The organism is Elusimicrobium minutum Pei191, assembly GCF_000020145.1.
GTDB lineage: Bacteria > Elusimicrobiota > Elusimicrobia > Elusimicrobiales > Elusimicrobiaceae > Elusimicrobium > Elusimicrobium minutum.
The window spans coordinates 1,481,936-1,502,047 of sequence record NC_010644.1 but is presented as its reverse complement, the minus strand read 5'-3'; the positions used below and the strand labels follow the sequence as shown (position 1 = coordinate 1,502,047).

The window sequence follows — 20,112 nt, the reverse complement described above, 5'->3', positions numbered from 1 at the left end:
GGAAAATATGGAAAATAAAGAAACTCGTGGAAAAAGAAAAGTTTTATCCGGCGTCGTTGTTTCCGATAAAGGTAACAAAACATGCGTAGTAGAAGTTGAAAGACTTGTAAGACACGGTCTTTACAGCAAAACTCTTAAAAGAGCTGCCAAATTCCACGCGCACGACGAAGGTAATGAAGCTAAAATTGGTGACAAAGTAGAAATTATGAGCACCAGACCTATCAGCAAAATGAAGAGATGGAGACTCTCTAAAATTGTTGAAAAGGCCATAAATTAATAAGGAAAGTCCTTACGGAGTTATAACTTATGATTCAGTTAAGAAGTATTATCAATGTGGCAGACAACAGCGGCGCCAGAAAAGTCCAGTGCTTTAAAGTGCGCGGCGGTCACCACAGGGATATCGCAACTTTGGGAGATGTTATTATGTGTTCCGTCAGAGATGCGATCCCTACATCAAGCATTAAAAAGGGCGACGTTGTCCGCGCGGTAGTAGTTCGCGTGGCCAGAGAAAAAAGAAGAAAAGACGGTTCCTATATCCGTTTCGATGAAAACGCAGTCTGCATTATCAACGAAAACGGCGAACCTAAAGGCACCCGTGTTTTCGGCCCTATAGCCAGAGAACTCAGAGACAAAAATTTCTTGAAAATTATTTCTCTCGCGCCGGAGGTAATCTAATATGTTAAAAAAGAATGATTCAGTAGTAATCCTCTCAGGCAAAGATAAAGGTAAAAAAGGCGAAATTAAAGAAGTAATAGCCTCTAAAAACCGCGTTATCGTTTCTGGCGTAAACATTGTCAGCAAGCATGAAAAGCCTGCGGGCAACAAAAAAGGCGGCATTATTAAAGTAGAAGCCCCTTTGCATATTTCTAACGTAGCGATTGTATGCAAAAAATGCAACAAAGCTATGACGCCTAAACACACTGTCGCCAACGATGGTGCCAAGGTTAGAGTATGCCGCAAATGCGGAGAAACCGTTAAATAAGGTTAAGTAAAAATGACAACAGAAACTAAGAAAACAACAAAGGGTTATGAACCCAGAATAAAAACTTTGTATAACGGCAAAGTTCTTCCCGCGCTTATGAAAGATTTAGGTTTAAAAAGCGTTATGGCTGCGCCTAAACTTGAAAAAATTGTTATTAACATAGGTGTTCCCGAAGCTAGAGAAGATATAAAAGTTCTTGATATCTGCAAAGATGATTTAACAAGCATCGCAGGCCAGGCCACGCAGATCAGAAGAGCAAAAAAATCAATCTCTAACTTTAAACTCAGAGAAGGCATGCCGATAGGCGTTCGCGTTACCTTAAGAGGTAACAGAATGTATGATTTTTTTGACAGATTCATTTCAATCGCCTGCCCCCGCATAAGGGACTTCCAGGGGTTTAATGAAAAATGCTTCGACGGCAAAGGCAACCTTAACTTAGGTATTAAAGAACATTACATTTTTCCTGAAGTGGATGTTGAAAAATCACCTAAACCGCATGGTATGAACATTACGTTCGTTACCACAGCTAAAGATGATAACGGCGGCAGATTATTGCTTACTTACTTAGGCTTGCCGTTTAAAAAGAAATAAGGAGCAGTCTTATATGGCAACAAAAGCATGGGTTGCAAAAATGGCAAAACCGCAAAAATTCGCAGTCAGATATCATAACAGATGTCAGGTTTGCGGACGTCCCAGAGGTTATTACAGGGATTTCGGTCTTTGCAGAATATGCCTCAGAAAAATGGCCCACCAAGGTTTAATCCCTGGTGTTAGAAAGTCTAGCTGGTAATTTATAAGGAGGAGGCTTCACAGCGGAAACTAACTCTGCAGGCGGATTTAAACAAATCCGTATAATATTAAAAATGCAGAAAATGGTTTTTGGAAGCCGAATACACAATGGATCCTATATCAGATTTCTTAACAAGAATAAGAAATGCAAATATGAAAAGAAAAGAAAAGGTTGACATTCCCTTTTCTAAAATTAAGACAGAAATCGCACGCGTTTTAAAAGAAGAAGGCTACATAGCCAACTACAAAGCCGTGCATAATGAAACAAAAGGCGGAGTAGTAAGAGTTTTTCTTAAATACACGCCTGAGAATGACGTAATCATTAACGGTCTTAAAAGAGTTTCCCGCCCGGGGCAGAGAGTTTACAGCTCTTATGCTGATATCCCCCGCGTTCGCGGCGCTTTTGGTATAACAATTTTATCAACATCCAAAGGCATTATGACAGACGCTGAAGCTAAAGCCAAAAAACTTGGCGGCGAGCTTCTTTGCCAAGTCTGGTAATCGGAGAGGTTAAATAATATGAGCAGAATTGGAAAAAAACCTATTCAGATACCGGGCAAAGTTAAAGTTGACATTAAAGGCGCCGAACTTACGGCAACAGGCCCTTTAGGTTCACTTAACTATACTCTTCCTTCAGGTTTAAAAGCTGTTATCGATAATGGCATTTTAAACATCAGCATTGAAGAAAAAGGCAAAGAAAAACTTTTAAACGCCATTCACGGTACAACCCGCGCTAATGTTTTTAATGTTATAGAAGGCGTTGATAAAGGTTTTTCAAAAGTTTTGGAAATCAATGGTCTCGGTTATAAAGCGATTGTGGCCGGCACAAAACTTACTATTGAAGTAGGTTTGTCACACCCCGTTATTTTTGACATTCCCAAAGGTTTAACAGCCGCTTATGACGGTAAAACCAACACTTTGGAAATCAAAGGCAGCGACAAGTTTTTAGTCGGCGATTTTGCGGCTAAAATCAGAAGAGTAAGACCTCCCGAACCCTACAAAGGCAGCGGTATTAAATACCAGGGCGAACATATCGCCAGAAAAGCCGGTAAGACAGCTGCAGGAGGCAAATAATTATGGCTACTAAACAAGAGAGATATCAATATCGCAAAGAAAGAACCCGCAAAAACCTTATGGAAGGCGGCGCTCGCAGACCAAGACTTTCTGTTTACAGAAGCTTGAAATATCTCTATGCGCAGGTAATTGATGATAATGAAGGCAAAACAATTGTTTCCGCCACGACATTATCAAAAGAGCTTGAAGGTAAATTTAAATCTTCAGCCAAAAGCATAGAAGCTGCGAAAGCCCTCGGCGAAATAATAGCTAAAAAAGCGCTTGATAAAGGCGTTACGGAAGTTATGTTTGACCGCGGTGGCAGGATTTATCACGGTAGAATTAAAGCCCTCGCTGACGCTGCAAGAGAAGCGGGCTTAAAATTCTAATTCGGGTGAGTAAAAATGGTTACTGATACAAATAAAAAAGAAAATAAAAAAGAAGCGAAAGGCAGAAGAGCCGAGTTTCCAGTAAGGAGACCCGAAGACGGCACAATGACGGTAGTCAACGTTGCCAGAACCGCGAAGGTTGTTAAAGGCGGTAAAAGATTTGGTTTTAGAGCGCTCGTCGTAGTCGGCAACGGCAACGGCAAAGTAGGCGCTGCCATTGGCAAAGCAAACCAGGTCCAATTAGCTATTAATAAAGCGGAAGGACATGCCAGAAAGCATATGATCACTTTCCCTGTTGTCAATGAAACTATTCCCCATGAAACCATTGGCAAATTTGGCGCAAGCTCAGTTTGGATGCAGCCCGCAGCGCCCGGTTCCGGTGTTATCGCCGGTGCTGGCGCACGCTTGGTATTAGAAGCGGCCGGCATTAAAAACATTATTTCAAAGAGTCTTGGCAGCACAAACGCCTGCAACCTCGTTTACGCGACGTTGGAAGCGTTAAAAACCTTAAAAAGCAAAGAAGAAGTTCTTGCTTTAAAAGGCAAAACAACGCCTGCGGCGGAAATTAAATCCGAAGCTGCGGAAGCCAAATAAGGGGGATTAGACTATGGTAAAACTTAATGAACTTTTCCCTAAACACGGGTCTAGAAAAGCAAAAAGAAGAATCGGTCTCGGCGTAGGCAGCGGCTTGGGCCGCAGCGCCACGAAAGGTATGAAAGGCCAGTCCTCACGCTCCGGCAATACAAAGAAAGAAAGTAAAGAAGGCGGTCAAATGCCCCTTTACAGAAGAGTGCCAAAAAGCGGTTTTTCAAATGCGACATTTGCAAAAAGATTTGATTATGTAAATATCGGTTCTTTGGAAAAAGCTTGCAAAGCCGGTGAGGAAGTCACACCTGAAACGATGAAAACTTTAGGTTTGGTTAAATGCGCCAAAAGAGTAAAAGTGCTTGCTAACGGAGAGCTCAAAAAAGGGCTTAAAGTTTCCGCGCACGGTTTCTCGGCCACGGCAAAAGCGGCTATTGAAAAAGCCGGCGGTTCTGTGACAGTAATTGAGAAAAAATAGTTTTAAATATCCCGGGCCGTTTTGCGGCCCGGGTGTTTGGTTGGATATATTTTAATGATGTATCAAACTAAACATTTTCAAATGTTTAATCTTTATTTAACTTTAAAAGGAAAAACAAACAATGGCTAATAATACAGTTGCTAATATTTTTAACGCGCCTGAACTTAAAAAAAGGCTTCTCTTTGTTCTGGGCGCTATATTTGTTTTTAGGGTAGCGGCGGCGATACCGATACCGGGTATTAATACGGACGTTATTAAACAAATTTTTGCCATGCAACAACACGGCGTTTTAGGCTTTTTAGATATTTTCTCAGGTGGCGCGATGAGCAGGTTCTCAATACTCGCGCTTGGTATCATGCCTTACATTAACGCTTCAATTATTATGGGTTTGGTACGCGGCGCGCATTTAATTCCCGCGCTTGACCGTATGCATAAAGAAGGCGAAGCCGGCAGAAGAAAAGAAAATCAGATTACGCGTGTTTTCGCTTTAATTCTTGCCTGTGTACAAGGTTTCGGTTTAACATTTGCTTTAGGCAAAATGTCAGCTCCGGGCGGCATTTCCGCAATCGTTGATCCTTCAATCGCTTTTTATATTACAACAACCTTAACTCTTGCAACCGGCACAATGTTTGTTATGTGGCTTGGCGAACAGATTACGGAAAAAGGTATCGGCAACGGTATTTCTTTAATTATCTTTGCGGGTATCGTTGACAGATTGCCCAGCGCTGTTATGAAAGTCGTCCAGCTTGTGCAAGCGGGCGAAATGCAGTTCTTCTCTTCCATTGCTATTTTTGCGGCTGTTATTATAATAATGATTTTAGTTGTTTGGGTTGAAACAGCCCAAAGGCAAATTCCCGTGCAGTACGCAAAACGCCAAATCGGCAATAAAGTTTACGGCGGGCAGACAAGTTATTTACCTTTAAAAATTGACCAAAGCGGCGTTATCGCTGTTATTTTCGCCTCATCAATTATTTATATGCCTTTAACGATAGCAGGCTTTAACCCCGAATCGACATGGGCTATTAAAATTACGGAATTTATGGGCAGAGGCCACTTGGCCTATTTCGCCATATTTGCTTCTTTAATTATTTTCTTCTGCTATTTCTACAATTCAATGACAATAAATCCTTCCGATTTGGCTGAAAATATGAAAAAGAACGGCGGTTTTATACCTGGTATCAGACCGGGCGAACCTACAAAGAATTACCTTGAATGGGTATTAAACAGGATTACTCTTTCAGGCGCTATATTTGTTTGTTTAATCGCCATCATGCCTGATATAGCAAGAATCAAATTTAATGTTCCTTTTTACTTTGGCGGAACCTCACTATTAATCGTTGTGGGTGTTGCGCTTGACACCGCAGGCCAGATACAGGCGCATTTGATGGCCAGAGATTACGAGCCTTTAATGAAAGCCGGTAAAAAATTAAGCAACAGACGTTGGTTTAACGTAGGGGAATAATTAATCCTTTACAACATTTTTCAATTTATTGACAATATTGCCAAACAAAGTAATTAAGCTTTTTTTAAGCAGGCCTTGAAGGCGCTTTGTTTTAGCGGTTTAATTTCAAAGTCAGGTGAAATTAAACATCTGCAAAATTATTGCAGCGCAGGTTGTTGTTTTGGCTTTTAATAAAAAAGGCCAACCCGCCAATTATAAGTTTAAACTTTAAGGAAGGGGTTTTATGATTATAGTTTTATTAGGCGCTCCCGGCGCAGGTAAAGGAACGCAGTCCGTCCTGGTGGCTGAGAAATATGGGCTTAAACATATTTCTACCGGCGACCTTCTTAGGGAAGAAATTGCAAATAATACCGAACTTGGCAAGCAGGCAAAAAAACTTATTGACGGCGGCAATTTAGTTCCTGACGAAATGATTTTAGGTCTTTTAAAAAACGCTTTTTTAAACAGAGGCAAAGGTGTGGTTTTGGACGGTTTCCCCCGCACTCTTTCGCAGGCGGAAATGATGCACCCGATAGTTAAAGGACTGGCCGAAAAACTTAGTGCTGTAATTAACATAAAACTTTCTGAAGACGAAATTACGCAAAGAATAGTTTTAAGAAGACAGTGCAAAAACTGCGGCAATATTTTTAATTTAAGATTTATTAAAAATTTTGACGGCAAATGTCCTAAATGCGGCAGCACGGATATTTACCAGCGCGCCGATGATAATGAGGAATCCGCCAAAAACAGGATAAATGTTTACCACTCGCAGACTGAACCTGTTGTAGGTTTTTATAAAAACAAAACTTATTATAAAGAAGTTGACGGCAGCAAAAACAAAGAAGAAGTTTTTGAAGAAATTTCAAAATTTATTAACAGAAAAAAATAGACCGCTTGGCAATTTGCTTAACTAAATAAACTTTAAGGAGGTTGAAATTTATGACTCCGGTAACAGGTTTAATATTAATGTGGTTAATTTTAACCGCAGGAGTTTTATACTCCGCAAAAGGATATAAATTAAGCGCTTTAAAACCGGGCGCTAAAGAGACCCCGGGTAAAGTAGTAAGCAAGCAGGGCTGCAAGAATTGCAACCATAAATATGAAATAAAATTTTTGTTTGAAGGTAAGGAATATTTTTTTCACACGTGGGACGCCGGGCGTCTTCTGTTTAAAATTAACGAGCTTGAAGAAGGGCAGGAAATAAGTGTAACGTTTGACCCGCGCAATCCGAAAAACGCCATGAGAGGCGGTTTGAAAAACAATAGATTGTTGTGGGGCGGAATAATAATTTTTTTAGGTTTGGTAACGCCGCTTATAACAGCGGCGGTATGGATTACAACAAAGTAAAATGATAGAAATAAAAACTAAAGAGGAAATAAAAAAAATGAGAGCGGCCGGCAAAATAGTTGCCGAAGCTTTGGCGCTTATGCAAACATTAGTTAAGCCCGGTATTTCCACTTTAGAACTTGATAAAGCGGCCGAAAAATTAATCAGAGACCGCGGTGCCATACCCGCGTTTTTAGGGTATAACGGATTTTCTGGGACGATATGCGCGTCGGTAAATGAAGAAGTCGTGCACGGAATCCCACAAAAAGGTAAAATATTAAGAGATGGTGATATTATAAGTGTTGACATGGGTGCCCGTCTTGACGGCTTCTATGCGGACGCCGCTGTTACCATCGGTGTCGGAAAAGTTTCCGGCGTTGCCCAAAGACTTATGGATTTAACCAAAAAGTCTTTAGAATTAGCTATTGGGCAGGTCAGACCGGGGGCGCGTTTAGGTGACGTGTCAAACGCGGTTGAAACTCTTGCGACGCTAAATAACTTAGGTATAGTAAGGGAATATTGCGGGCATGGCGTGGGACGTAATTTACACGAGGATCCTGCTATCCCTAACTTTGGTTTGAAAGGCACGGGGCCTGTATTAAAAGAAGGTTATGTGCTTGCGATTGAGCCTATGTTAAATGCGGGAAAAGATGAAGTCAAGACGCTCCAAGACGGATGGACGGTGGTTACCCAAGACGGCAGTTTGTCTGCCCATTTTGAGCATACCGTAGCCGTTACAGGAAACGGCTGTGAAATACTTACAGCGCAATAAATATACAGACAACGGAATTTAGGGAAGTCCTAAACAACCGCTGTCGACGCACTAAACAAGGAGGAAGTTCGGCAGTTAGCCAAACGTATGAGTGATAAGATAGAAGTAGAAGGTAAGGTATTAGAATCTTTACCAAACGCCATGTTTAAAGTAGAAATTGACGGCGGAAGAATTGTACTGGGGCACATATCTGGAAAGATGCGCGTGCACCACATAAGAATTTTGCCGGGAGATAAAGTTAAACTGGAATTATCCCCATATGATTTAACTAAGGGCAGAATAACCTACCGGGAGAAATAAATGAAAGTCAGAGCTAGTGTAAAAAAGATATGTCAAAAATGCAAAGTTATTAAACGTAACGGCGTATTGCGTGTTGTGTGCGATGTTAAAAAGCACAAACAACGCCAAGGTTAATAAGGAGACTTAGAGTTATATGGCTAGAGTTGCAGGTATAGATTTACCTAAAAATAAGAGAATTGACGTTGCTCTCGAATATATTTATGGCATTGGCAAAAGAAACGCAAAAGACGTTATTGCTAAAGCGAATGGTCAGATTGACCCTACCACCAGAGTTAAAGATTTAACTGAAGCGCAGGCAAACCTTCTTAATACAATCTTACAAAAAGAGTATAAAGTTGAAGGTGAACTCAGACGTGAGATTTCCGGCAACATACAGAGGTATGTTGATACGGGCTCGTACAGAGGCAACAGACATCGCAAGAGATTGCCTGTCCGCGGTCAGAGAACAAAAACCAACAGCAGAACACGCAAAGGCAAGAGAAGAACAGTTGGTTCAAAGACAAAATAAATTTAACAGGTTAGGTATTTAAAAATGTCAGAAGAAAAAATAAATAAGACTGCGCCCGTTGAGGAAAAGACGGTTGCGGTTAAAGCGAAAAAGAAAGGAACAAAAATGCCTGCTTTCGGCACGGCGCATATTTACTGCTCCTTTAACAACACAATTGTTACAATATCAGACGATAAGGGTAATACTCTTATTTGGTCGTCAGCCGGCTCACACGGTTTCAAAGGCAGCAAAAAAAGCACTCCTTTTGCGGCCCAGATTACCTGCAGCAAAGTTGGCGAAAAGGCGGTTTCACTTGGAATGAGGGAAGTAACTGTAAGAGTTTGCGGTCCCGGCCAGGGCAGAGAAACCGCGGTAAGAGCTTTGCAGCAGGCAGGGCTTAACGTCGCAGCTATAAGAGACGTAACACCCATCCCCCACAACGGATGCAGACCACCTAAAGCAAGGAGAGTATAGTTTTTATGGCAAGATATATTGGACCCAAAACAAAAATTGCGCGTAAGTTCGGCGAGCCTATTTTCGGCCCCGATAAAAGCCTTATTAAATCAGAAAGAGCCGCCGGAAACAACAAACATGCTCCCAGAAAGAAAAAAATGTCTGTGTTCGGAACTCAGCTTGCTGAAAAGCAGAAAGCCAAATATACATACGGCTTATTAGAAAAACAGTTCAGCAATTTATTTACAAAAGCTCACAGCTTACCCGGCGTAACCGGCGAAGTTTTGATGCAGCTTCTTGAATGCAGATTAGATAACATCGTATACCGCATGGGGTTAGCCCGCACAAGAGCCGCCGCAAGACAGTTGGTTACACACAGGCACATAACTGTAGACGGTGAAATTGTAAAAACGCCGTCGTATTCAGTTAAACCCGGTCAGGTTATAAGCGTAACCGAAGGCTCTAAATCATTAAGCATGTTTGAAGTAAATCTTAAAGGTTATGACCACGCTAAGTATTCTTGGATTGAGTGGAAAGAGCCGGTTAGCGCCAAATATGTTCGTATTCCGGAAAGAGCAGAAATTCCTGAAAATATTAATGAACAGTTGATAGTTGAACACTATTCCAAATAGTCGCGGAGGGAAAAATGGCTTTTAATCAGTTAGTTTTACCGACAAAAATTCAGTTGGATGAAAAAACAGTAACCCCGTTTTACGGTCGCATAATAGCGGAACCGTATGAAAGCGGCTATGGTCATACTGTTGGAAATTCACTTAGAAGAATTTTACTTTCGGGACTTGACGGTTCGGCTGTAACGGCTGTCAGAGTTAGGGGTGCTGTACACGAATACAGCACAATCCCCAACGTTAAGGAAGATGTTATCAATATTTTGCTCAACCTTAAAAAATTAAGAGTTAAACTTGAAGGGAAAAACAGAGAATATGTTTATTTAACTGCTTCTAAACCCGGCAAAGTAACGGCAAAAGATATTGCGGAAGTATCCGGCGTTGAAATCATTAATAAGGATTTGGAAATCGCTAATTTAGAACAGGGCGGCAAACTTGAGCTTGAAATTGAAATTTCACAAGGCAAAGGTTATGTTCCTGCGGAAGATTTAAGCAAAATCCAAAGACCTGCGGGCTTTATTCCCGTGGACGCAATTTTCTCACCCATTCTTAAGGTTCACTATGATGTTGAACCCGCGCGCGTAGGGCAGAAAACGGATTATGACAGGCTTGTTATACAAATAACCACAGACGGTACTCTTGAACCTGCGAAGGCTTTACATAAAGCGGCGGTCCTTCTTTCACAATCACTTCATATTTTCACGATTGAAGGTGAAGAAGTTAACGCTGCGGCGCCTGAAACTGAGCCTTTGTCAACCACAGGCAGCGTAAGCGGCGTAAGCGCGGTTAACAGCAAAGTTGAAGAACTTTTAAACCAGTCTGTTGAGTTTATTGAACTTTCATCACGTTCAATTAACTGCCTTAAATCAGAAGGCGTAAACACGGTTAAAGATTTGGTAAGCAAGACTGAAGATGATCTCAAAATGATAAAGAACTTTGGTACTCGTTCACTTGATGAGGTTAAAGAAAGACTTGCGGAAATGAATCTTTCCCTCGGTATGAAATTTTAAGGAGCGGTTGTAAGATATTATGATTAAGAATACAGGACATAGAAAACTTGGCAAAACAGGTTCACACAGACGTGCAATGTTAAACAATATGGCCACAAGCATTATTTTGCACGAACAGGTTGAAACCACTGTAGCCAAAGCCAAAGAAGTCAGAAGAGTTGTCGATAATTTAGTTACTTTAGCTAAAAACGGCCAGAACTTACAAGTAAAAGACACCTTGAAAGATAAGGTTGCTTATAAAAAACTTTTTGAAGTATTGGCTTCCAGATATGAAAAAAGACCCGGCGGCTTTACACGCATTTATCGCGCAGGCAAAAGACCCGGCGATAACGCGGAAGTTGCCATAATAAAATTGGTGGATTAAATGGTTATAGATTACTTGGGCGGGCTTTTTTCTTCGGATATGGGTATGGACCTTGGCACGGCCAACTGTCTTATCTATATTAAAGAAAAAGGGATAGTTCTTAGAGAACCGTCGGTTGTCGCGGTTGACCGCGAAACCGGTGAAGTGCGCGCAGTAGGCTCAAAAGCCAAACAGATGTTAGGCAGAACGCCTGCCAACATTGTGGCCGCGCGTCCTTTGAGAAACGGCGTTATAGCGGATTTTGAAGTTACGCAAGAAATGATACGGTACTTTATTCGTAAAGTACATAACAGAAGAAGCCTTCTCCGCCCAAGATTAATCATAGGTATACCTTCAGGCATTACAGGCGTTGAAAGACGCGCTGTTGAGGACGCGGCCCGTCAGGCCGGCGCCAGGGAAGTATATCTTATTGAAGAGCCTATGGCTTCAGCCATGGGTGCTGATCTTCCTATTTCCGAACCGCATGCCAGCATGATTGTTGATATCGGCGGCGGTACAACCGAAGTCGCTGTAATTTCACTCGGCGGCATGGTTGTGGCTAAATCAATTGACGTCGCGGGCGACGAGCTTACAGATTGTATTATCCAGTATTTTAGGAAAAAATATAATCTTATCGTAGGCGAAACAACCGCTGAAGACGTTAAAATTAACATAGGCTCGGTTTATCCTTTGAAAGAAGAAAAAACAATGGAAGTTAAAGGGCGTGACCAAACACAAGGTTTACCCCGAACGCTTACAGTATCTTCCGAGGAAATCAGGCAAGCTCTTATGGAGCCTGTCAGGTTAATAATTGACGTTGTTAAAAGCACTCTTGAAGAAACCCCGCCCGAACTCGCGGCCGACCTGGTTGACAGAGGTTTGGTTGTGGCAGGCGGCGGCTCACTTTTAAGAGGTATTACGGATTTAATAAGAAAAGAAACCGACATTCCCGTTCACCGCGCGGCCGATCCTTTAAGCTGCGTTGTGTTAGGTACCGGTAAATTTTTGGAAGAATTATCCGTTAAAGGTTCAACCTTAATTCGCAGAAAATAGTTTTAACAAATAAAAAGGCCCGCTCGTAAGAGCGGGCCTTTTTATTTGCAATATTAGGGAACTCAGCTTGTGTAAATCGGAATAAGGACAGTGCTTATATTTTTCTTCCGATTTGCCGCAACGGCGGGGATATCGTATTTGTTATCGATACAAACGTATATCGCGAATTTTATAAGAGAATATCGCCTTATAAATGGATTCCTTTTTTATATTTAATTAACTTTTATTCTTGAAGTTGAATTTCCGCCTGCTATCGGGGCGGATGTGCCAAAAGTTTTACAAAGTCTTTCCCCGTCGGTTCCGTAGTTGTAAACACAATATGTCGCGCCCGGCTGCGGGCAAGAACTATAAGGTGTTATATTATTGTAGCAGTAATCAAACCAGTGGTTAAAAGAGTTTTTATTAGGCACGCTGTAAATGTGGGTGGTATTACTTAAACTGTATTTATAATTTTTTAAAGTAAATACAACACCTTCTGAAGAAGATGTGCCCGGTATGTCAATATCTAAGTCTTCAAACTTAGTGGTATATGAACCTGTTGATAAAAAATACCTTTCCTGAGCGTCTTTAATAGCCCTTCCCACAAGAAGCGTTTCCGCCGCGCGGCTCTTTTCCACGGCTTTTGTATATTGTGGTAAAGCAATGGCCGCCAAAATGCCTATAATGAGCACAACAACAAGCAGTTCTATAAGAGTAAAAGCGTTATTTTTTTTAATATAAAAAATTGAAAAAAACCTCATGCGCTCTCCTTATTGTAAATAATAATTCTCTCTTAAATATTATATATTATTATAATTTTTCTAAGGTACTTTTTAACCTCATCGTTTAGTGATAAAATTTAATAAATATTGCCGCGTTTCCAATTATATTTTATATCAGCTTGCCAACTAATACATTAAACGCCTTAAAGAAGTGTCTTGATATTTATCGTAATGTAAAAGATAATTTACAGGGTGCGTATCTTCATTGCCGTCGCCAAAATGCAATATATAATTAAACAAGCTGTCTTCTTCTTGCGCGCAGATATAAGCAATAGTTATTGTATGGAGGTGTTTATCTTCAAAAGCGCAGCCGCAGGTCAAAGAAAGCGTCTTATCAACGGTTTCCCTCCCGCCTGAGATAAGCACACTGCCTGTTTTTAAATTTGGATTTTTACTTCTTATTATTGCGGGGACTCCCAACAAATTATTATCAGTGGTAATATGTAACGCGCCGACATAGATAACCGCTTTTCCTTGTTTTGGCATATGTTTTAAAGTTTGTTGCGCCATATTCATATTGCGCATGTTTAAACCTTTATGGGATATAACCGAAACCTGAGTATTTTTTAATATTGCCGAGGATTTGTTACATTCAGGGCAATTTATTTGATCGTAGCGGAGATCAACGGGAATAACTTTCACGCCGTTTTGTTCAAGCAGGCAAAAAGAATGTGTTAAAATAGTTTTGTAAATTTTATTGGTTCCTTTGTATCCATTATAAAATAATTGGGCTGCGTTTTTGCACAAATTATTATCATTTGGATTAATATTTTTTTGTTTATTTATATATTCCGTCCAATGATCTTCCTGCCTTTCCGCAGCGAATATTTTTATTTTTTTGCTTTCGGGGGCCGTTTTGTTGTAAAAAATTACCGCTTCGGCAAGTTTTTCAAGAGGTACGGCATGGGTGTGGTCTTCCCCGGCTACCAAAACATCAAATTTGTTAAAAAGTAAAGCAAGCTCGTTATTAATGTTATCTTTGGATAACATGTTTTTTTTGATTGTCCGGTATCCGGCAAACGCTTCGTTTATTTCCCTTTCATTTTTTACTTTAGAGCCTTTTACAAACCAGGCTAAAGAATCAGGAGAGGAAACAGATATTTTCTGTTTTTCTTTCTGTATTTCTTTGCTCAGTTTATTGAAATCAACCTGCTGCGCATGTGAACAAACAGCAGTAAAAGCTAATAATAATGTTAAGGTTTTTTTCATTTTATTTTCCTTCTATAATGTTATTTATAGGATATAAAAAACGTGCTTTTTTATACAGGGTCAAAAGGCCTAAAGAGCTATAGGTCTTTTGTCCTATTTATTACTATAATGTAATTATGAAAAAATCATACTTAATATTCGCGGCGTTAATGATACTGCTGATGGTTTTTCTTACCCAGCAGGCAAACAGTATTAAAAACAATATGCAGGGTAAAGGCAAAACAAAAAAAGATAAGGAGTTTGCTATGTGGCTTGAACACAGAGAGGATTTAAAAGATATTTATTTGGCGGGGGGCTGCTTTTGGGGCGTGCAGGCTTATTTAGATAAAATACCGGGCGTTATAAACACCCAAGTAGGCTATGCCAACGGTAAAACACAAAAACCTACCTATGAGCAGGTTTGCAGCCAAAAAACAGGCCATGCGGAAACGGTGCGCGTGCAATATGACCCTGAAAAAATTTCTTTAGAACATCTTTTAAAAATATTTTTTGAAATTATTAATCCCGTTTCTCTAAACAAACAAGGCGGCGATAAAGGAACGCAGTACAGAACGGGTATTTATTATACTTTGCCTGAAGATAAGGAAACCGCCCAAAAAGTTATTGACGAGGAACAAAAAAAATATTCACAGCCTATTGTTACTGAGTTAAAAACTATTGAAAACTATTATCCGGCGGAAAATTACCACCAAAAATATTTAGAAAAAAACCCCAACGGGTACTGCCATATAGATTTGAGCGGCGCCGATAAATATAAAAAGCTGTTAAAGTCTAAAGAAGAACTTAAAAAAATATTAACGCCTGTAGCCTACAACGTAACGCAGGAAAACGGAACGGAGGCCCCTTTCAGCGGCGAGTATAATGATTTTTTTGAAAAGGGTATTTATGTCGACGTTGTGAGTGGGGAGGTTTTGTTTTCCTCAGAGGATAAATTTAAAAGTTCCTGCGGGTGGCCGTCTTTTTCCAAGCCGGTGGGAGATGTAGAAGAGAAAGAGGACTTAACCCGAGGCATGATAAGAACCGAGGTAAGAAGTAAAAAAGGGGATTCACATTTAGGGCATGTTTTTGACGACGGCCCTAAAGATAAAGGCGGTTTAAGGTATTGTATTAACAGTGCCGCTTTAAAATTTATTCCGCTAAAAAATTTGGAACAAGAAGGATACGGAGAATATAAAAAATTATTTAATAAACAGTAAATTGTAAAAAACAATATAAAAAGGCAGCGGTTTAAACTGCTGTCTTTTTTTGTTTTTAATAAAATATAAAACCTTAAAATAAAACTAAAGATATAATGGATATTTTAATTAATTTATTTGGATTCTTAAGTGACTTCCGCCGGGTATAGGAGCTTTGCTAGAAAAGGTTTTTTCCTTCTGTATCTCCCAAAATGTATACGTAATACATTGTATTCTTTGGGCGTCATACCGAGTTTGTTGTTATGTTGTCATAACAAAAAGCAAATCATTGGGTTGTTTTTACGGCGGGTACATAAATGTGCGATTGCGGTTGTACGGAGATATTAAAACTGTAGTTTTTTGTTGCCGCGGTATCTCCGCTTGTTATTCCAGGTATTTCAATATCGAGTTCATCAAAATCCGTGCTGTAGACTCCGTTAGCAAGGCAGTATATTTCCCGGATGTCTTTTACCGCTTTGCTTAATATAAACGCTTCCAAAGCTCTTGATTTAGCTACGGCTTATTATATTGAAGCAAAGCTATGGCGTAAAGTATTCCTATAATTACACAACCGCTAGAAATTCAATTAAAGTAAAACCTTTTTTCATGCAATCTTGTTTATTTAAAACGGGAATTTTGTTTCCGCTTTTTTAGCGGCTTTTAATATAAGTTTATCTAAAATTTTATTTTTTGCAAGAAAGTTTAAAGCGGCTTCCGTAGTTCCGCCGGGTGTGGCAATTTTTTTGTTTAATACTTCGGGGCTGTCGCCTGTTTGCTGCATTAATTTCGCGCAGCCTAAAAGCAAATATTTACTTATTTTGGAAGACAACTCTTTGCTAAACCCGTACCCCAAACACACTTTTTCAAGCGAGGATATTACCGCGTAAATATAAGCGGGGCTTGAGCCTGCCGCGCCGATAACTTTATTTATGTCAGCCTCTTTTTTAAGCCAAAAAGATATGCCTGAAGAGTTAAAAATTTTATCACAAAAATCTTTTTGTTTCTTGCTAACCTGGTTACTTGCGTACATGCCCGTTACTCCATAACCTACGGCTATGGGCAGATTCGGCATAGCGCGCACCACGGCTGTTTTAGTGCCCAAAATATTTTGCATAGTTTTTATTGTTTTGCCCGCCGCTATGGAAATAACAAAGCCGTCTTCTTTTAAATAGGGTTTGGATTCTTCTATAATATCCTCTAAAATATTAGGTTTTACCGTGTAAACAATTAAGTCGGCAAGGTAACCTGAAGGCAACTCTGATAAAGAGTTAAAAACTTTATAACCTTCTTTTTTTAAATCTCCTGTATTTCTTTTTATTACAACAACGTCCGCTTTTTTTAAAGCTTTTTTTTGTATGGCACTTGAAAGAATGGCGTGGCCCATTTTACCGGCTCCCATAAAAATTATTTTCATAATTTAACTCCTTGTCTGGCCTGTTCCGCGCACCACATATTTAAATGTGCAAAGCTGCTCTAACCCCACGGGTCCGCGCGCGTGCAGGCGCCCTGTGGAAATGCCTATCTCGGCGCCCATGCCAAATTCTCCCCCGTCGGAAAATTGCGTTGAGGCATTTTTCATAACAACGGCGCTGTCTACATTATTTAAAAACTCTTCAGCCGCGGGCGCGCTTGCGGTAACAATAGCGTCCGTATGGGAGGAGCCGTACGTTCTTATATGCGTAACCGCTTCACCCACGGAGTTTACAGTTTTAACAGATAAAATTTTATCTAAATATTCCGTGCCCCAGTCCTCTTCGGTAGCTAAAGGAAGCTGAGGTATTAAAGCGTTTATATATTGGTCCACTCTTAAGGCGCAGCCCTTTTTCCAAAGAGCGGCAAGCAGTTCTCGTATTTTATCGTCGCCCCAATCTCTGTCAATAAGCAAAGTTTCCGTGGCGCCGCAAATTGAGACACGCCTTAATTTAGCGTTTAAAACAATTTCTATCGCCATATTTAAATCAGCCGCTTTATGCACGTATGTATGGCAAATTCCGTTTAAGTGCTTTAACATCGGTATGCGGCTTTGCGATACTTTCTCAATAAGTCTTTTGCCTCCGCGTGGAACCAGCACGTCGATATATTTTTCCATTTTAAGCATTATGTCAACGGCTTCATGTTCTTTAAAAGGAATAAGCTGTATGGCGTTATGGTTTAACCCCGCGTCTCTTAAAGCGTGTTTAAAAAGATCAACTAAAATATTGCAGGTGTGAAAGCTGTCGCTCCCGCAGCGCAGTATAACCGGGTTTGAGGACTTTAAGCAAAGCGCGCCTGCGTCTATACATACATTGGGTCTGCTTTCAAAAATAACGCCCATAACACCTAACGGCGTTGTAACCCTTTCAATAAGAAGACCGCTTGGCACCTTCCAGTAATCAAGAATCTTTTTAATAGGATCAGGCCTGGCGGCGATATCTCTTAAAGTGTCGGCCATGGCGGCGATATTATTATCGTTTAAGTACAGCCTGTCCTGGTATGATTTAGGCGTACCTTTTGGTAAAGAGTCTAAATCTTTATCGTTTTCTTCTAAAATTTCATCAACATTATCCTCGAGCTCCTGTGCCGCATAGTAAAGCGCCTCATTTTTTTGCCTGGTCGTAGCGTTGGCAAGAGAATAGGATATTTCTTTAGCGTTTTTACATATTTCGGTTACAATCTTTTCAATCATTTTGTATCACCCGGCACAAACCATGTGCATCGTCCTTTTTGTATTAATCTCCGTACAGGATATAATTCCGCCCCGGTTGTTATGACCATGCTGCAATCCGCGGCTACACACATTTTAGCGGCGCAAATTTTGCTGGCCATGCCGCCCGTTCCCAAGGCGGATTTTGTAGGCGCGGCCATTTTTTCAATATTTTCATTTATTTCTTTTACCAGAGGAACAAATTTAGCTTTTTTAGATATTTTAGGATCATTGGTATAAAGACCGTCTATATCCGAAAGCAAAACCAAAATGTCGGCGTCGACCATTTGCGATACTAAGGCGCTTAGTTTGTCATTGTCGCCAAAACGTATTTCTTCTGTTGAAATAGTATCGTTTTCGTTTATTATAGGCACTACATTCATAGCCAAAAGCGCGTTTAAGGTGTTTGTGGCGTTTAAAAAGGTTTTTTCATTATTGGCGTTTTCCCGGGTAAGTAAAACTTGCGCGGTTTTTATTCTCTTTATTTTCAAAATATTTCTGTAAAGTTCGCAAAGCTTAATCTGCCCTACGGCGGCTGCGGCCTGTTTTTGGCTTAAGGTTAATTTGTCATTTACGCCAAACCCCAAAATTTTGCGGCCCAAAGCTATAGCGCCGGAGGAAACTATAACCGATTTTTTACCCAAACACGCCAAATCTCTTATATCCTCGGCAAGGCTGTCTATCCAATAGTCTCTGGTTTCTCCGTCCGAGTCAACTATTAATGACGACCCTACTTTAAAAACTATTATTTCGGCTTTTTGGAACATTTTTTTAGATATGTTTTGTCTCATACTGAAAATTCTCTTTTCATTTATAAATATTATATATATATTGTATCAATAATAAGTTAAAATATAATATGCGCAAAATTCAGGAAGACTTGGTTGACGAGTCTAAAAAAGCTTTTATTTTCTATACAATATTTTCAGTGCTGCTTTTAATACTTCCTTTAGGGGGGGTAGTAAGCTCGGTAAAAGCGGTGCTTTCTTATATTTTTATTCCTCAAATACGCGCGGCGCATTTATCCGTGGAATATTTATCCGAAGTAAATAAAACTGTAAAAGAATTATTAAATGTTCATGCCCAAAACACAATTTTACAAGAAGAAATTAAAAATGTTGTTTTAATTAAAGCAAATGCGGAAGAAGCCCATAAAGAAAACGCGCGCCTTACTGAGGCTCTTAATTTGGAGCCTCTTAAAGAATGGAAAGGCGTTTGGGCTAAAATAGCTTACAGAGATCCTTCCAAATGGACTACTATTACGATAGATAAGGGTTTGATAAACGGGGTTACTTTAAAGAGCGCGGTTATAGGGTTTGACGGCAAAAACTTAGGTTTGGCGGGCACGGTTATTGAAGAGGGTGAAAATACCTCAAAAATTTTACTTATTAATGACGAAGAATTTGCCGCGGCGGTATATCTTGAAAAAAGCGGCGCAGCGGGTCTTTTAAAAGGGGCCTCAGGTAATTATTTAAAACTTAAGTATATTTCTTTAAATACCGAAGTACAGGAAGGGGAAGAGGTTATTTCTTACAGAAGCAGCATGATTTTTCCCGCCGGCATTAAAACGGGAAGGGTCGTAAGCGTGGAAAAAGGCGATGACTTTAAAACATCGCAAACACTAAATATTATGCCGTATGTAAAACCCTCTGAAATTAAGGAAGTTTTTGTAATAACGGGAAACAAATAATTTATGAGAGAAACCATTCAGCTTATTATAGTTTTTTTAATTTCTTCCGTAATTCATTGGGCGTTAGTTTCCTTTGGCGCCAATTATAATATTGCCGTTAATTTTATGTTTGTTGTGGCTGCAGCGGTATGCGCACTTTATAATAAATGGCACGGATATACTTTAGCTTTTTTCGCGGGGCTGTTTTTAGATTTTTTCGGCGTAAATTTGTTTGGCGCTTACGCTTTAACTTTTACGGTTTGTTCGGGCATAATGTATTTAGCCAAAAAAAGTTTCGCGTTAGACAGTGTGCCCACGCAAATAGTTTTAATTTTTATTTTAAGTATTTTCAGTGTTTTGTTTTACAATTTTTCAGGCATAATATTTTTAAAAGGCACTGCCTGGCACGGATTTAAAAGTTTGTTTTTAGGCGCTTTAATAAACGCTCTTATCGCGCCCTGTGTTTTTATGGTTTTTAAAACTTTGAATTTCCGGGCCATGGAAGAATAATGCCGTGCGGTAAGGTTC

32 protein-coding genes are annotated in these 20,112 nt (G+C 40.0%); 25 read left to right on the top strand and 7 right to left on the bottom strand.

Annotated elements, in window-relative coordinates; translation table 11 throughout:
• The first annotated feature begins 7 nt into the window (after positions 1 to 7).
• The 22 genes from rpsQ to mreB all read left to right on the top strand — a co-directional run bounded on the left by rpsQ (position 8) and on the right by mreB (position 12,087).
• Entirely contained in the window at positions 8 to 277 is a 270-nt protein-coding gene (rpsQ, locus tag EMIN_RS07160) for a 30S ribosomal protein S17 (RefSeq protein WP_012415573.1), read from the top strand.
• 29 nt (positions 278 to 306) lie between these two features.
• On the top strand, positions 307 to 675 hold the full coding sequence (gene rplN, locus EMIN_RS07155) for a 50S ribosomal protein L14 (protein WP_012415572.1): 369 nt from the start codon (positions 307 to 309) through the stop codon (positions 673 to 675).
• 1 nt (position 676) lies between these two features.
• On the top strand, positions 677 to 982 hold the full coding sequence (gene rplX / locus EMIN_RS07150; protein ID WP_012415571.1) for a 50S ribosomal protein L24: 306 nt from the start codon (positions 677 to 679) through the stop codon (positions 980 to 982).
• 12 nt (positions 983 to 994) lie between these two features.
• Positions 995 to 1,573: a 50S ribosomal protein L5 gene (gene rplE, locus EMIN_RS07145; RefSeq protein ID WP_012415570.1), complete on the top strand. Its 579-nt coding sequence runs from the start codon at positions 995 to 997 to the stop codon at positions 1,571 to 1,573.
• Positions 1,574 to 1,586: 13 nt separating this feature from the next.
• Complete coding sequence (locus tag EMIN_RS08640) at positions 1,587 to 1,772, top strand: type Z 30S ribosomal protein S14 (protein WP_012415569.1); 186 nt, start codon at positions 1,587 to 1,589, stop codon at positions 1,770 to 1,772.
• A gap of 107 nt (positions 1,773 to 1,879) precedes the next feature.
• Complete coding sequence (gene rpsH / locus EMIN_RS07140) at positions 1,880 to 2,272, top strand: 30S ribosomal protein S8 (protein ID WP_012415568.1); 393 nt, start codon at positions 1,880 to 1,882, stop codon at positions 2,270 to 2,272.
• Between the two features lie 18 nt (positions 2,273 to 2,290).
• Positions 2,291 to 2,845 (top strand): 50S ribosomal protein L6, encoded by a 555-nt coding sequence (gene rplF / locus EMIN_RS07135; RefSeq protein ID WP_012415567.1) that lies wholly within the window; start codon positions 2,291 to 2,293, stop codon positions 2,843 to 2,845.
• A gap of 2 nt (positions 2,846 to 2,847) precedes the next feature.
• Complete coding sequence (gene rplR, locus EMIN_RS07130; RefSeq protein ID WP_012415566.1) at positions 2,848 to 3,213, top strand: 50S ribosomal protein L18; 366 nt, start codon at positions 2,848 to 2,850, stop codon at positions 3,211 to 3,213.
• A gap of 15 nt (positions 3,214 to 3,228) precedes the next feature.
• A complete protein-coding gene (gene rpsE / locus EMIN_RS07125; protein ID WP_012415565.1) occupies positions 3,229 to 3,807 on the top strand; it encodes a 30S ribosomal protein S5 in 579 nt (192 codons plus the stop codon).
• 13 nt (positions 3,808 to 3,820) lie between these two features.
• On the top strand, positions 3,821 to 4,276 hold the full coding sequence (gene rplO, locus EMIN_RS07120) for a 50S ribosomal protein L15 (protein ID WP_012415564.1): 456 nt from the start codon (positions 3,821 to 3,823) through the stop codon (positions 4,274 to 4,276).
• Between the two features lie 121 nt (positions 4,277 to 4,397).
• Entirely contained in the window at positions 4,398 to 5,738 is a 1,341-nt protein-coding gene (gene secY / locus EMIN_RS07115) for a preprotein translocase subunit SecY (protein ID WP_012415563.1), read from the top strand.
• 223 nt (positions 5,739 to 5,961) lie between these two features.
• On the top strand, positions 5,962 to 6,606 hold the full coding sequence (locus EMIN_RS07110) for an adenylate kinase (protein WP_012415562.1): 645 nt from the start codon (positions 5,962 to 5,964) through the stop codon (positions 6,604 to 6,606).
• Positions 6,607 to 6,656: 50 nt separating this feature from the next.
• A complete protein-coding gene (locus EMIN_RS07105) occupies positions 6,657 to 7,064 on the top strand; it encodes a DUF3592 domain-containing protein (protein ID WP_012415561.1) in 408 nt (135 codons plus the stop codon).
• Between the two features lies 1 nt (position 7,065).
• Positions 7,066 to 7,815: a type I methionyl aminopeptidase gene (map, locus tag EMIN_RS07100; protein WP_012415560.1), complete on the top strand. Its 750-nt coding sequence runs from the start codon at positions 7,066 to 7,068 to the stop codon at positions 7,813 to 7,815.
• A gap of 87 nt (positions 7,816 to 7,902) precedes the next feature.
• Positions 7,903 to 8,115 carry a translation initiation factor IF-1 gene (infA, locus tag EMIN_RS07095; protein ID WP_012415559.1) on the top strand — a complete coding sequence of 71 codons (213 nt, stop codon included), beginning with the start codon at positions 7,903 to 7,905 and terminating at the stop codon, positions 8,113 to 8,115.
• Positions 8,116 to 8,229: a 50S ribosomal protein L36 gene (gene rpmJ, locus EMIN_RS08795; RefSeq protein ID WP_012415558.1), complete on the top strand. Its 114-nt coding sequence runs from the start codon at positions 8,116 to 8,118 to the stop codon at positions 8,227 to 8,229. It abuts the gene before it with no gap.
• Between the two features lie 19 nt (positions 8,230 to 8,248).
• Complete coding sequence (rpsM, locus tag EMIN_RS07085) at positions 8,249 to 8,623, top strand: 30S ribosomal protein S13 (RefSeq protein ID WP_012415557.1); 375 nt, start codon at positions 8,249 to 8,251, stop codon at positions 8,621 to 8,623.
• A gap of 24 nt (positions 8,624 to 8,647) precedes the next feature.
• Entirely contained in the window at positions 8,648 to 9,076 is a 429-nt protein-coding gene (rpsK, locus tag EMIN_RS07080) for a 30S ribosomal protein S11 (RefSeq protein WP_012415556.1), read from the top strand.
• A 5-nt stretch (positions 9,077 to 9,081) separates the two neighbouring features.
• The gene (gene rpsD, locus EMIN_RS07075; protein ID WP_012415555.1) at positions 9,082 to 9,687 is read left to right on the top strand and encodes a 30S ribosomal protein S4; all 606 of its coding nucleotides are present in this window, start codon (positions 9,082 to 9,084) and stop codon (positions 9,685 to 9,687) included.
• 14 nt (positions 9,688 to 9,701) lie between these two features.
• Positions 9,702 to 10,691, top strand: coding sequence for a DNA-directed RNA polymerase subunit alpha (locus tag EMIN_RS07070; protein ID WP_012415554.1), 990 nt, complete (start codon positions 9,702 to 9,704; stop codon positions 10,689 to 10,691).
• A gap of 19 nt (positions 10,692 to 10,710) precedes the next feature.
• A complete protein-coding gene (gene rplQ / locus EMIN_RS07065; protein ID WP_012415553.1) occupies positions 10,711 to 11,055 on the top strand; it encodes a 50S ribosomal protein L17 in 345 nt (114 codons plus the stop codon).
• A complete protein-coding gene (gene mreB / locus EMIN_RS07060; RefSeq protein WP_012415552.1) occupies positions 11,056 to 12,087 on the top strand; it encodes a rod shape-determining protein in 1,032 nt (343 codons plus the stop codon).
• A gap of 212 nt (positions 12,088 to 12,299) precedes the next feature.
• Here mreB and EMIN_RS09555 read toward each other — a convergent pair whose 3' ends face one another.
• Entirely contained in the window at positions 12,300 to 12,827 is a 528-nt protein-coding gene (locus EMIN_RS09555) for a type IV pilin protein (RefSeq protein ID WP_012415551.1), read from the bottom strand.
• A gap of 147 nt (positions 12,828 to 12,974) precedes the next feature.
• Complete coding sequence (locus EMIN_RS07050; RefSeq protein WP_012415550.1) at positions 12,975 to 14,057, bottom strand: hypothetical protein; 1,083 nt, start codon at positions 14,055 to 14,057, stop codon at positions 12,975 to 12,977.
• A 116-nt stretch (positions 14,058 to 14,173) separates the two neighbouring features.
• On the opposite strand from EMIN_RS07050, the gene msrA reads away from it, so the two are divergent.
• Positions 14,174 to 15,253, top strand: coding sequence for a peptide-methionine (S)-S-oxide reductase MsrA (gene msrA / locus EMIN_RS09630; RefSeq protein WP_012415549.1), 1,080 nt, complete (start codon positions 14,174 to 14,176; stop codon positions 15,251 to 15,253).
• Between the two features lie 265 nt (positions 15,254 to 15,518).
• On the opposite strand, the gene EMIN_RS07040 is transcribed toward msrA, so the two are convergent.
• The 5 genes from EMIN_RS07040 to proB all read right to left on the bottom strand — a co-directional run bounded on the left by EMIN_RS07040 (position 15,519) and on the right by proB (position 18,706).
• Positions 15,519 to 15,731, bottom strand: a complete 213-nt coding sequence (locus tag EMIN_RS07040; RefSeq protein WP_041691283.1) for a hypothetical protein — start codon at positions 15,729 to 15,731, stop codon at positions 15,519 to 15,521.
• A gap of 64 nt (positions 15,732 to 15,795) precedes the next feature.
• Positions 15,796 to 15,840 (bottom strand): prepilin-type N-terminal cleavage/methylation domain-containing protein, encoded by a 45-nt coding sequence (locus EMIN_RS09680; RefSeq protein WP_148204477.1) that lies wholly within the window; start codon positions 15,838 to 15,840, stop codon positions 15,796 to 15,798.
• 14 nt (positions 15,841 to 15,854) lie between these two features.
• Complete coding sequence (gene proC, locus EMIN_RS07035) at positions 15,855 to 16,646, bottom strand: pyrroline-5-carboxylate reductase (protein ID WP_012415548.1); 792 nt, start codon at positions 16,644 to 16,646, stop codon at positions 15,855 to 15,857.
• A 3-nt stretch (positions 16,647 to 16,649) separates the two neighbouring features.
• Positions 16,650 to 17,897, bottom strand: a complete 1,248-nt coding sequence (locus EMIN_RS07030) for a glutamate-5-semialdehyde dehydrogenase (RefSeq protein ID WP_012415547.1) — start codon at positions 17,895 to 17,897, stop codon at positions 16,650 to 16,652.
• Positions 17,894 to 18,706, bottom strand: a complete 813-nt coding sequence (gene proB / locus EMIN_RS07025) for a glutamate 5-kinase (RefSeq protein ID WP_012415546.1) — start codon at positions 18,704 to 18,706, stop codon at positions 17,894 to 17,896. Before proB ends, EMIN_RS07030 begins: the two co-directional genes overlap by 4 nt.
• Positions 18,707 to 18,774: 68 nt before the next feature.
• On the opposite strand from proB, the gene mreC reads away from it, so the two are divergent.
• Positions 18,775 to 19,605, top strand: coding sequence for a rod shape-determining protein MreC (gene mreC, locus EMIN_RS07020; RefSeq protein ID WP_012415545.1), 831 nt, complete (start codon positions 18,775 to 18,777; stop codon positions 19,603 to 19,605).
• A gap of 3 nt (positions 19,606 to 19,608) precedes the next feature.
• Positions 19,609 to 20,094, top strand: a complete 486-nt coding sequence (locus EMIN_RS07015) for a rod shape-determining protein MreD (protein WP_012415544.1) — start codon at positions 19,609 to 19,611, stop codon at positions 20,092 to 20,094.
• The last annotated feature ends 18 nt before the right edge of the window (positions 20,095 to 20,112 follow it).

Excerpts from the sequence above, each read along its gene's own strand:
- rpsQ (WP_012415573.1), top strand. The coding sequence starts at position 8 with ATGGAAAATAAAGAAACTCGTGGAAAAAGAAAAGTTTTATCCGGCGTC.
- rplN (WP_012415572.1), top strand. The coding sequence starts at position 307 with ATGATTCAGTTAAGAAGTATTATCAATGTGGCAGACAACAGCGGCGCC.
- rplX (WP_012415571.1), top strand. The coding sequence starts at position 677 with ATGTTAAAAAAGAATGATTCAGTAGTAATCCTCTCAGGCAAAGATAAA.
- rplE (WP_012415570.1), top strand. The coding sequence starts at position 995 with ATGACAACAGAAACTAAGAAAACAACAAAGGGTTATGAACCCAGAATA.
- EMIN_RS08640 (WP_012415569.1), top strand. The coding sequence starts at position 1,587 with ATGGCAACAAAAGCATGGGTTGCAAAAATGGCAAAACCGCAAAAATTC.
- rpsH (WP_012415568.1), top strand. The coding sequence starts at position 1,880 with ATGGATCCTATATCAGATTTCTTAACAAGAATAAGAAATGCAAATATG.
- rplF (WP_012415567.1), top strand. The coding sequence starts at position 2,291 with ATGAGCAGAATTGGAAAAAAACCTATTCAGATACCGGGCAAAGTTAAA.
- rplR (WP_012415566.1), top strand. The coding sequence starts at position 2,848 with ATGGCTACTAAACAAGAGAGATATCAATATCGCAAAGAAAGAACCCGC.
- rpsE (WP_012415565.1), top strand. The coding sequence starts at position 3,229 with ATGGTTACTGATACAAATAAAAAAGAAAATAAAAAAGAAGCGAAAGGC.
- rplO (WP_012415564.1), top strand. The coding sequence starts at position 3,821 with ATGGTAAAACTTAATGAACTTTTCCCTAAACACGGGTCTAGAAAAGCA.
- secY (WP_012415563.1), top strand. The coding sequence starts at position 4,398 with ATGGCTAATAATACAGTTGCTAATATTTTTAACGCGCCTGAACTTAAA.
- EMIN_RS07110 (WP_012415562.1), top strand. The coding sequence starts at position 5,962 with ATGATTATAGTTTTATTAGGCGCTCCCGGCGCAGGTAAAGGAACGCAG.
- EMIN_RS07105 (WP_012415561.1), top strand. The coding sequence starts at position 6,657 with ATGACTCCGGTAACAGGTTTAATATTAATGTGGTTAATTTTAACCGCA.
- map (WP_012415560.1), top strand. The coding sequence starts at position 7,066 with ATGATAGAAATAAAAACTAAAGAGGAAATAAAAAAAATGAGAGCGGCC.
- infA (WP_012415559.1), top strand. The coding sequence starts at position 7,903 with ATGAGTGATAAGATAGAAGTAGAAGGTAAGGTATTAGAATCTTTACCA.
- rpmJ (WP_012415558.1), top strand. The coding sequence starts at position 8,116 with ATGAAAGTCAGAGCTAGTGTAAAAAAGATATGTCAAAAATGCAAAGTT.
- rpsM (WP_012415557.1), top strand. The coding sequence starts at position 8,249 with ATGGCTAGAGTTGCAGGTATAGATTTACCTAAAAATAAGAGAATTGAC.
- rpsK (WP_012415556.1), top strand. The coding sequence starts at position 8,648 with ATGTCAGAAGAAAAAATAAATAAGACTGCGCCCGTTGAGGAAAAGACG.
- rpsD (WP_012415555.1), top strand. The coding sequence starts at position 9,082 with ATGGCAAGATATATTGGACCCAAAACAAAAATTGCGCGTAAGTTCGGC.
- EMIN_RS07070 (WP_012415554.1), top strand. The coding sequence starts at position 9,702 with ATGGCTTTTAATCAGTTAGTTTTACCGACAAAAATTCAGTTGGATGAA.
- rplQ (WP_012415553.1), top strand. The coding sequence starts at position 10,711 with ATGATTAAGAATACAGGACATAGAAAACTTGGCAAAACAGGTTCACAC.
- mreB (WP_012415552.1), top strand. The coding sequence starts at position 11,056 with ATGGTTATAGATTACTTGGGCGGGCTTTTTTCTTCGGATATGGGTATG.
- EMIN_RS09555 (WP_012415551.1), bottom strand. The coding sequence starts at position 12,827 with ATGAGGTTTTTTTCAATTTTTTATATTAAAAAAAATAACGCTTTTACT.
- EMIN_RS07050 (WP_012415550.1), bottom strand. The coding sequence starts at position 14,057 with ATGAAAAAAACCTTAACATTATTATTAGCTTTTACTGCTGTTTGTTCA.
- msrA (WP_012415549.1), top strand. The coding sequence starts at position 14,174 with ATGAAAAAATCATACTTAATATTCGCGGCGTTAATGATACTGCTGATG.
- proC (WP_012415548.1), bottom strand. The coding sequence starts at position 16,646 with ATGAAAATAATTTTTATGGGAGCCGGTAAAATGGGCCACGCCATTCTT.
- EMIN_RS07030 (WP_012415547.1), bottom strand. The coding sequence starts at position 17,897 with ATGATTGAAAAGATTGTAACCGAAATATGTAAAAACGCTAAAGAAATA.
- proB (WP_012415546.1), bottom strand. The coding sequence starts at position 18,706 with ATGAGACAAAACATATCTAAAAAAATGTTCCAAAAAGCCGAAATAATA.
- mreC (WP_012415545.1), top strand. The coding sequence starts at position 18,775 with ATGCGCAAAATTCAGGAAGACTTGGTTGACGAGTCTAAAAAAGCTTTT.
- EMIN_RS07015 (WP_012415544.1), top strand. The coding sequence starts at position 19,609 with ATGAGAGAAACCATTCAGCTTATTATAGTTTTTTTAATTTCTTCCGTA.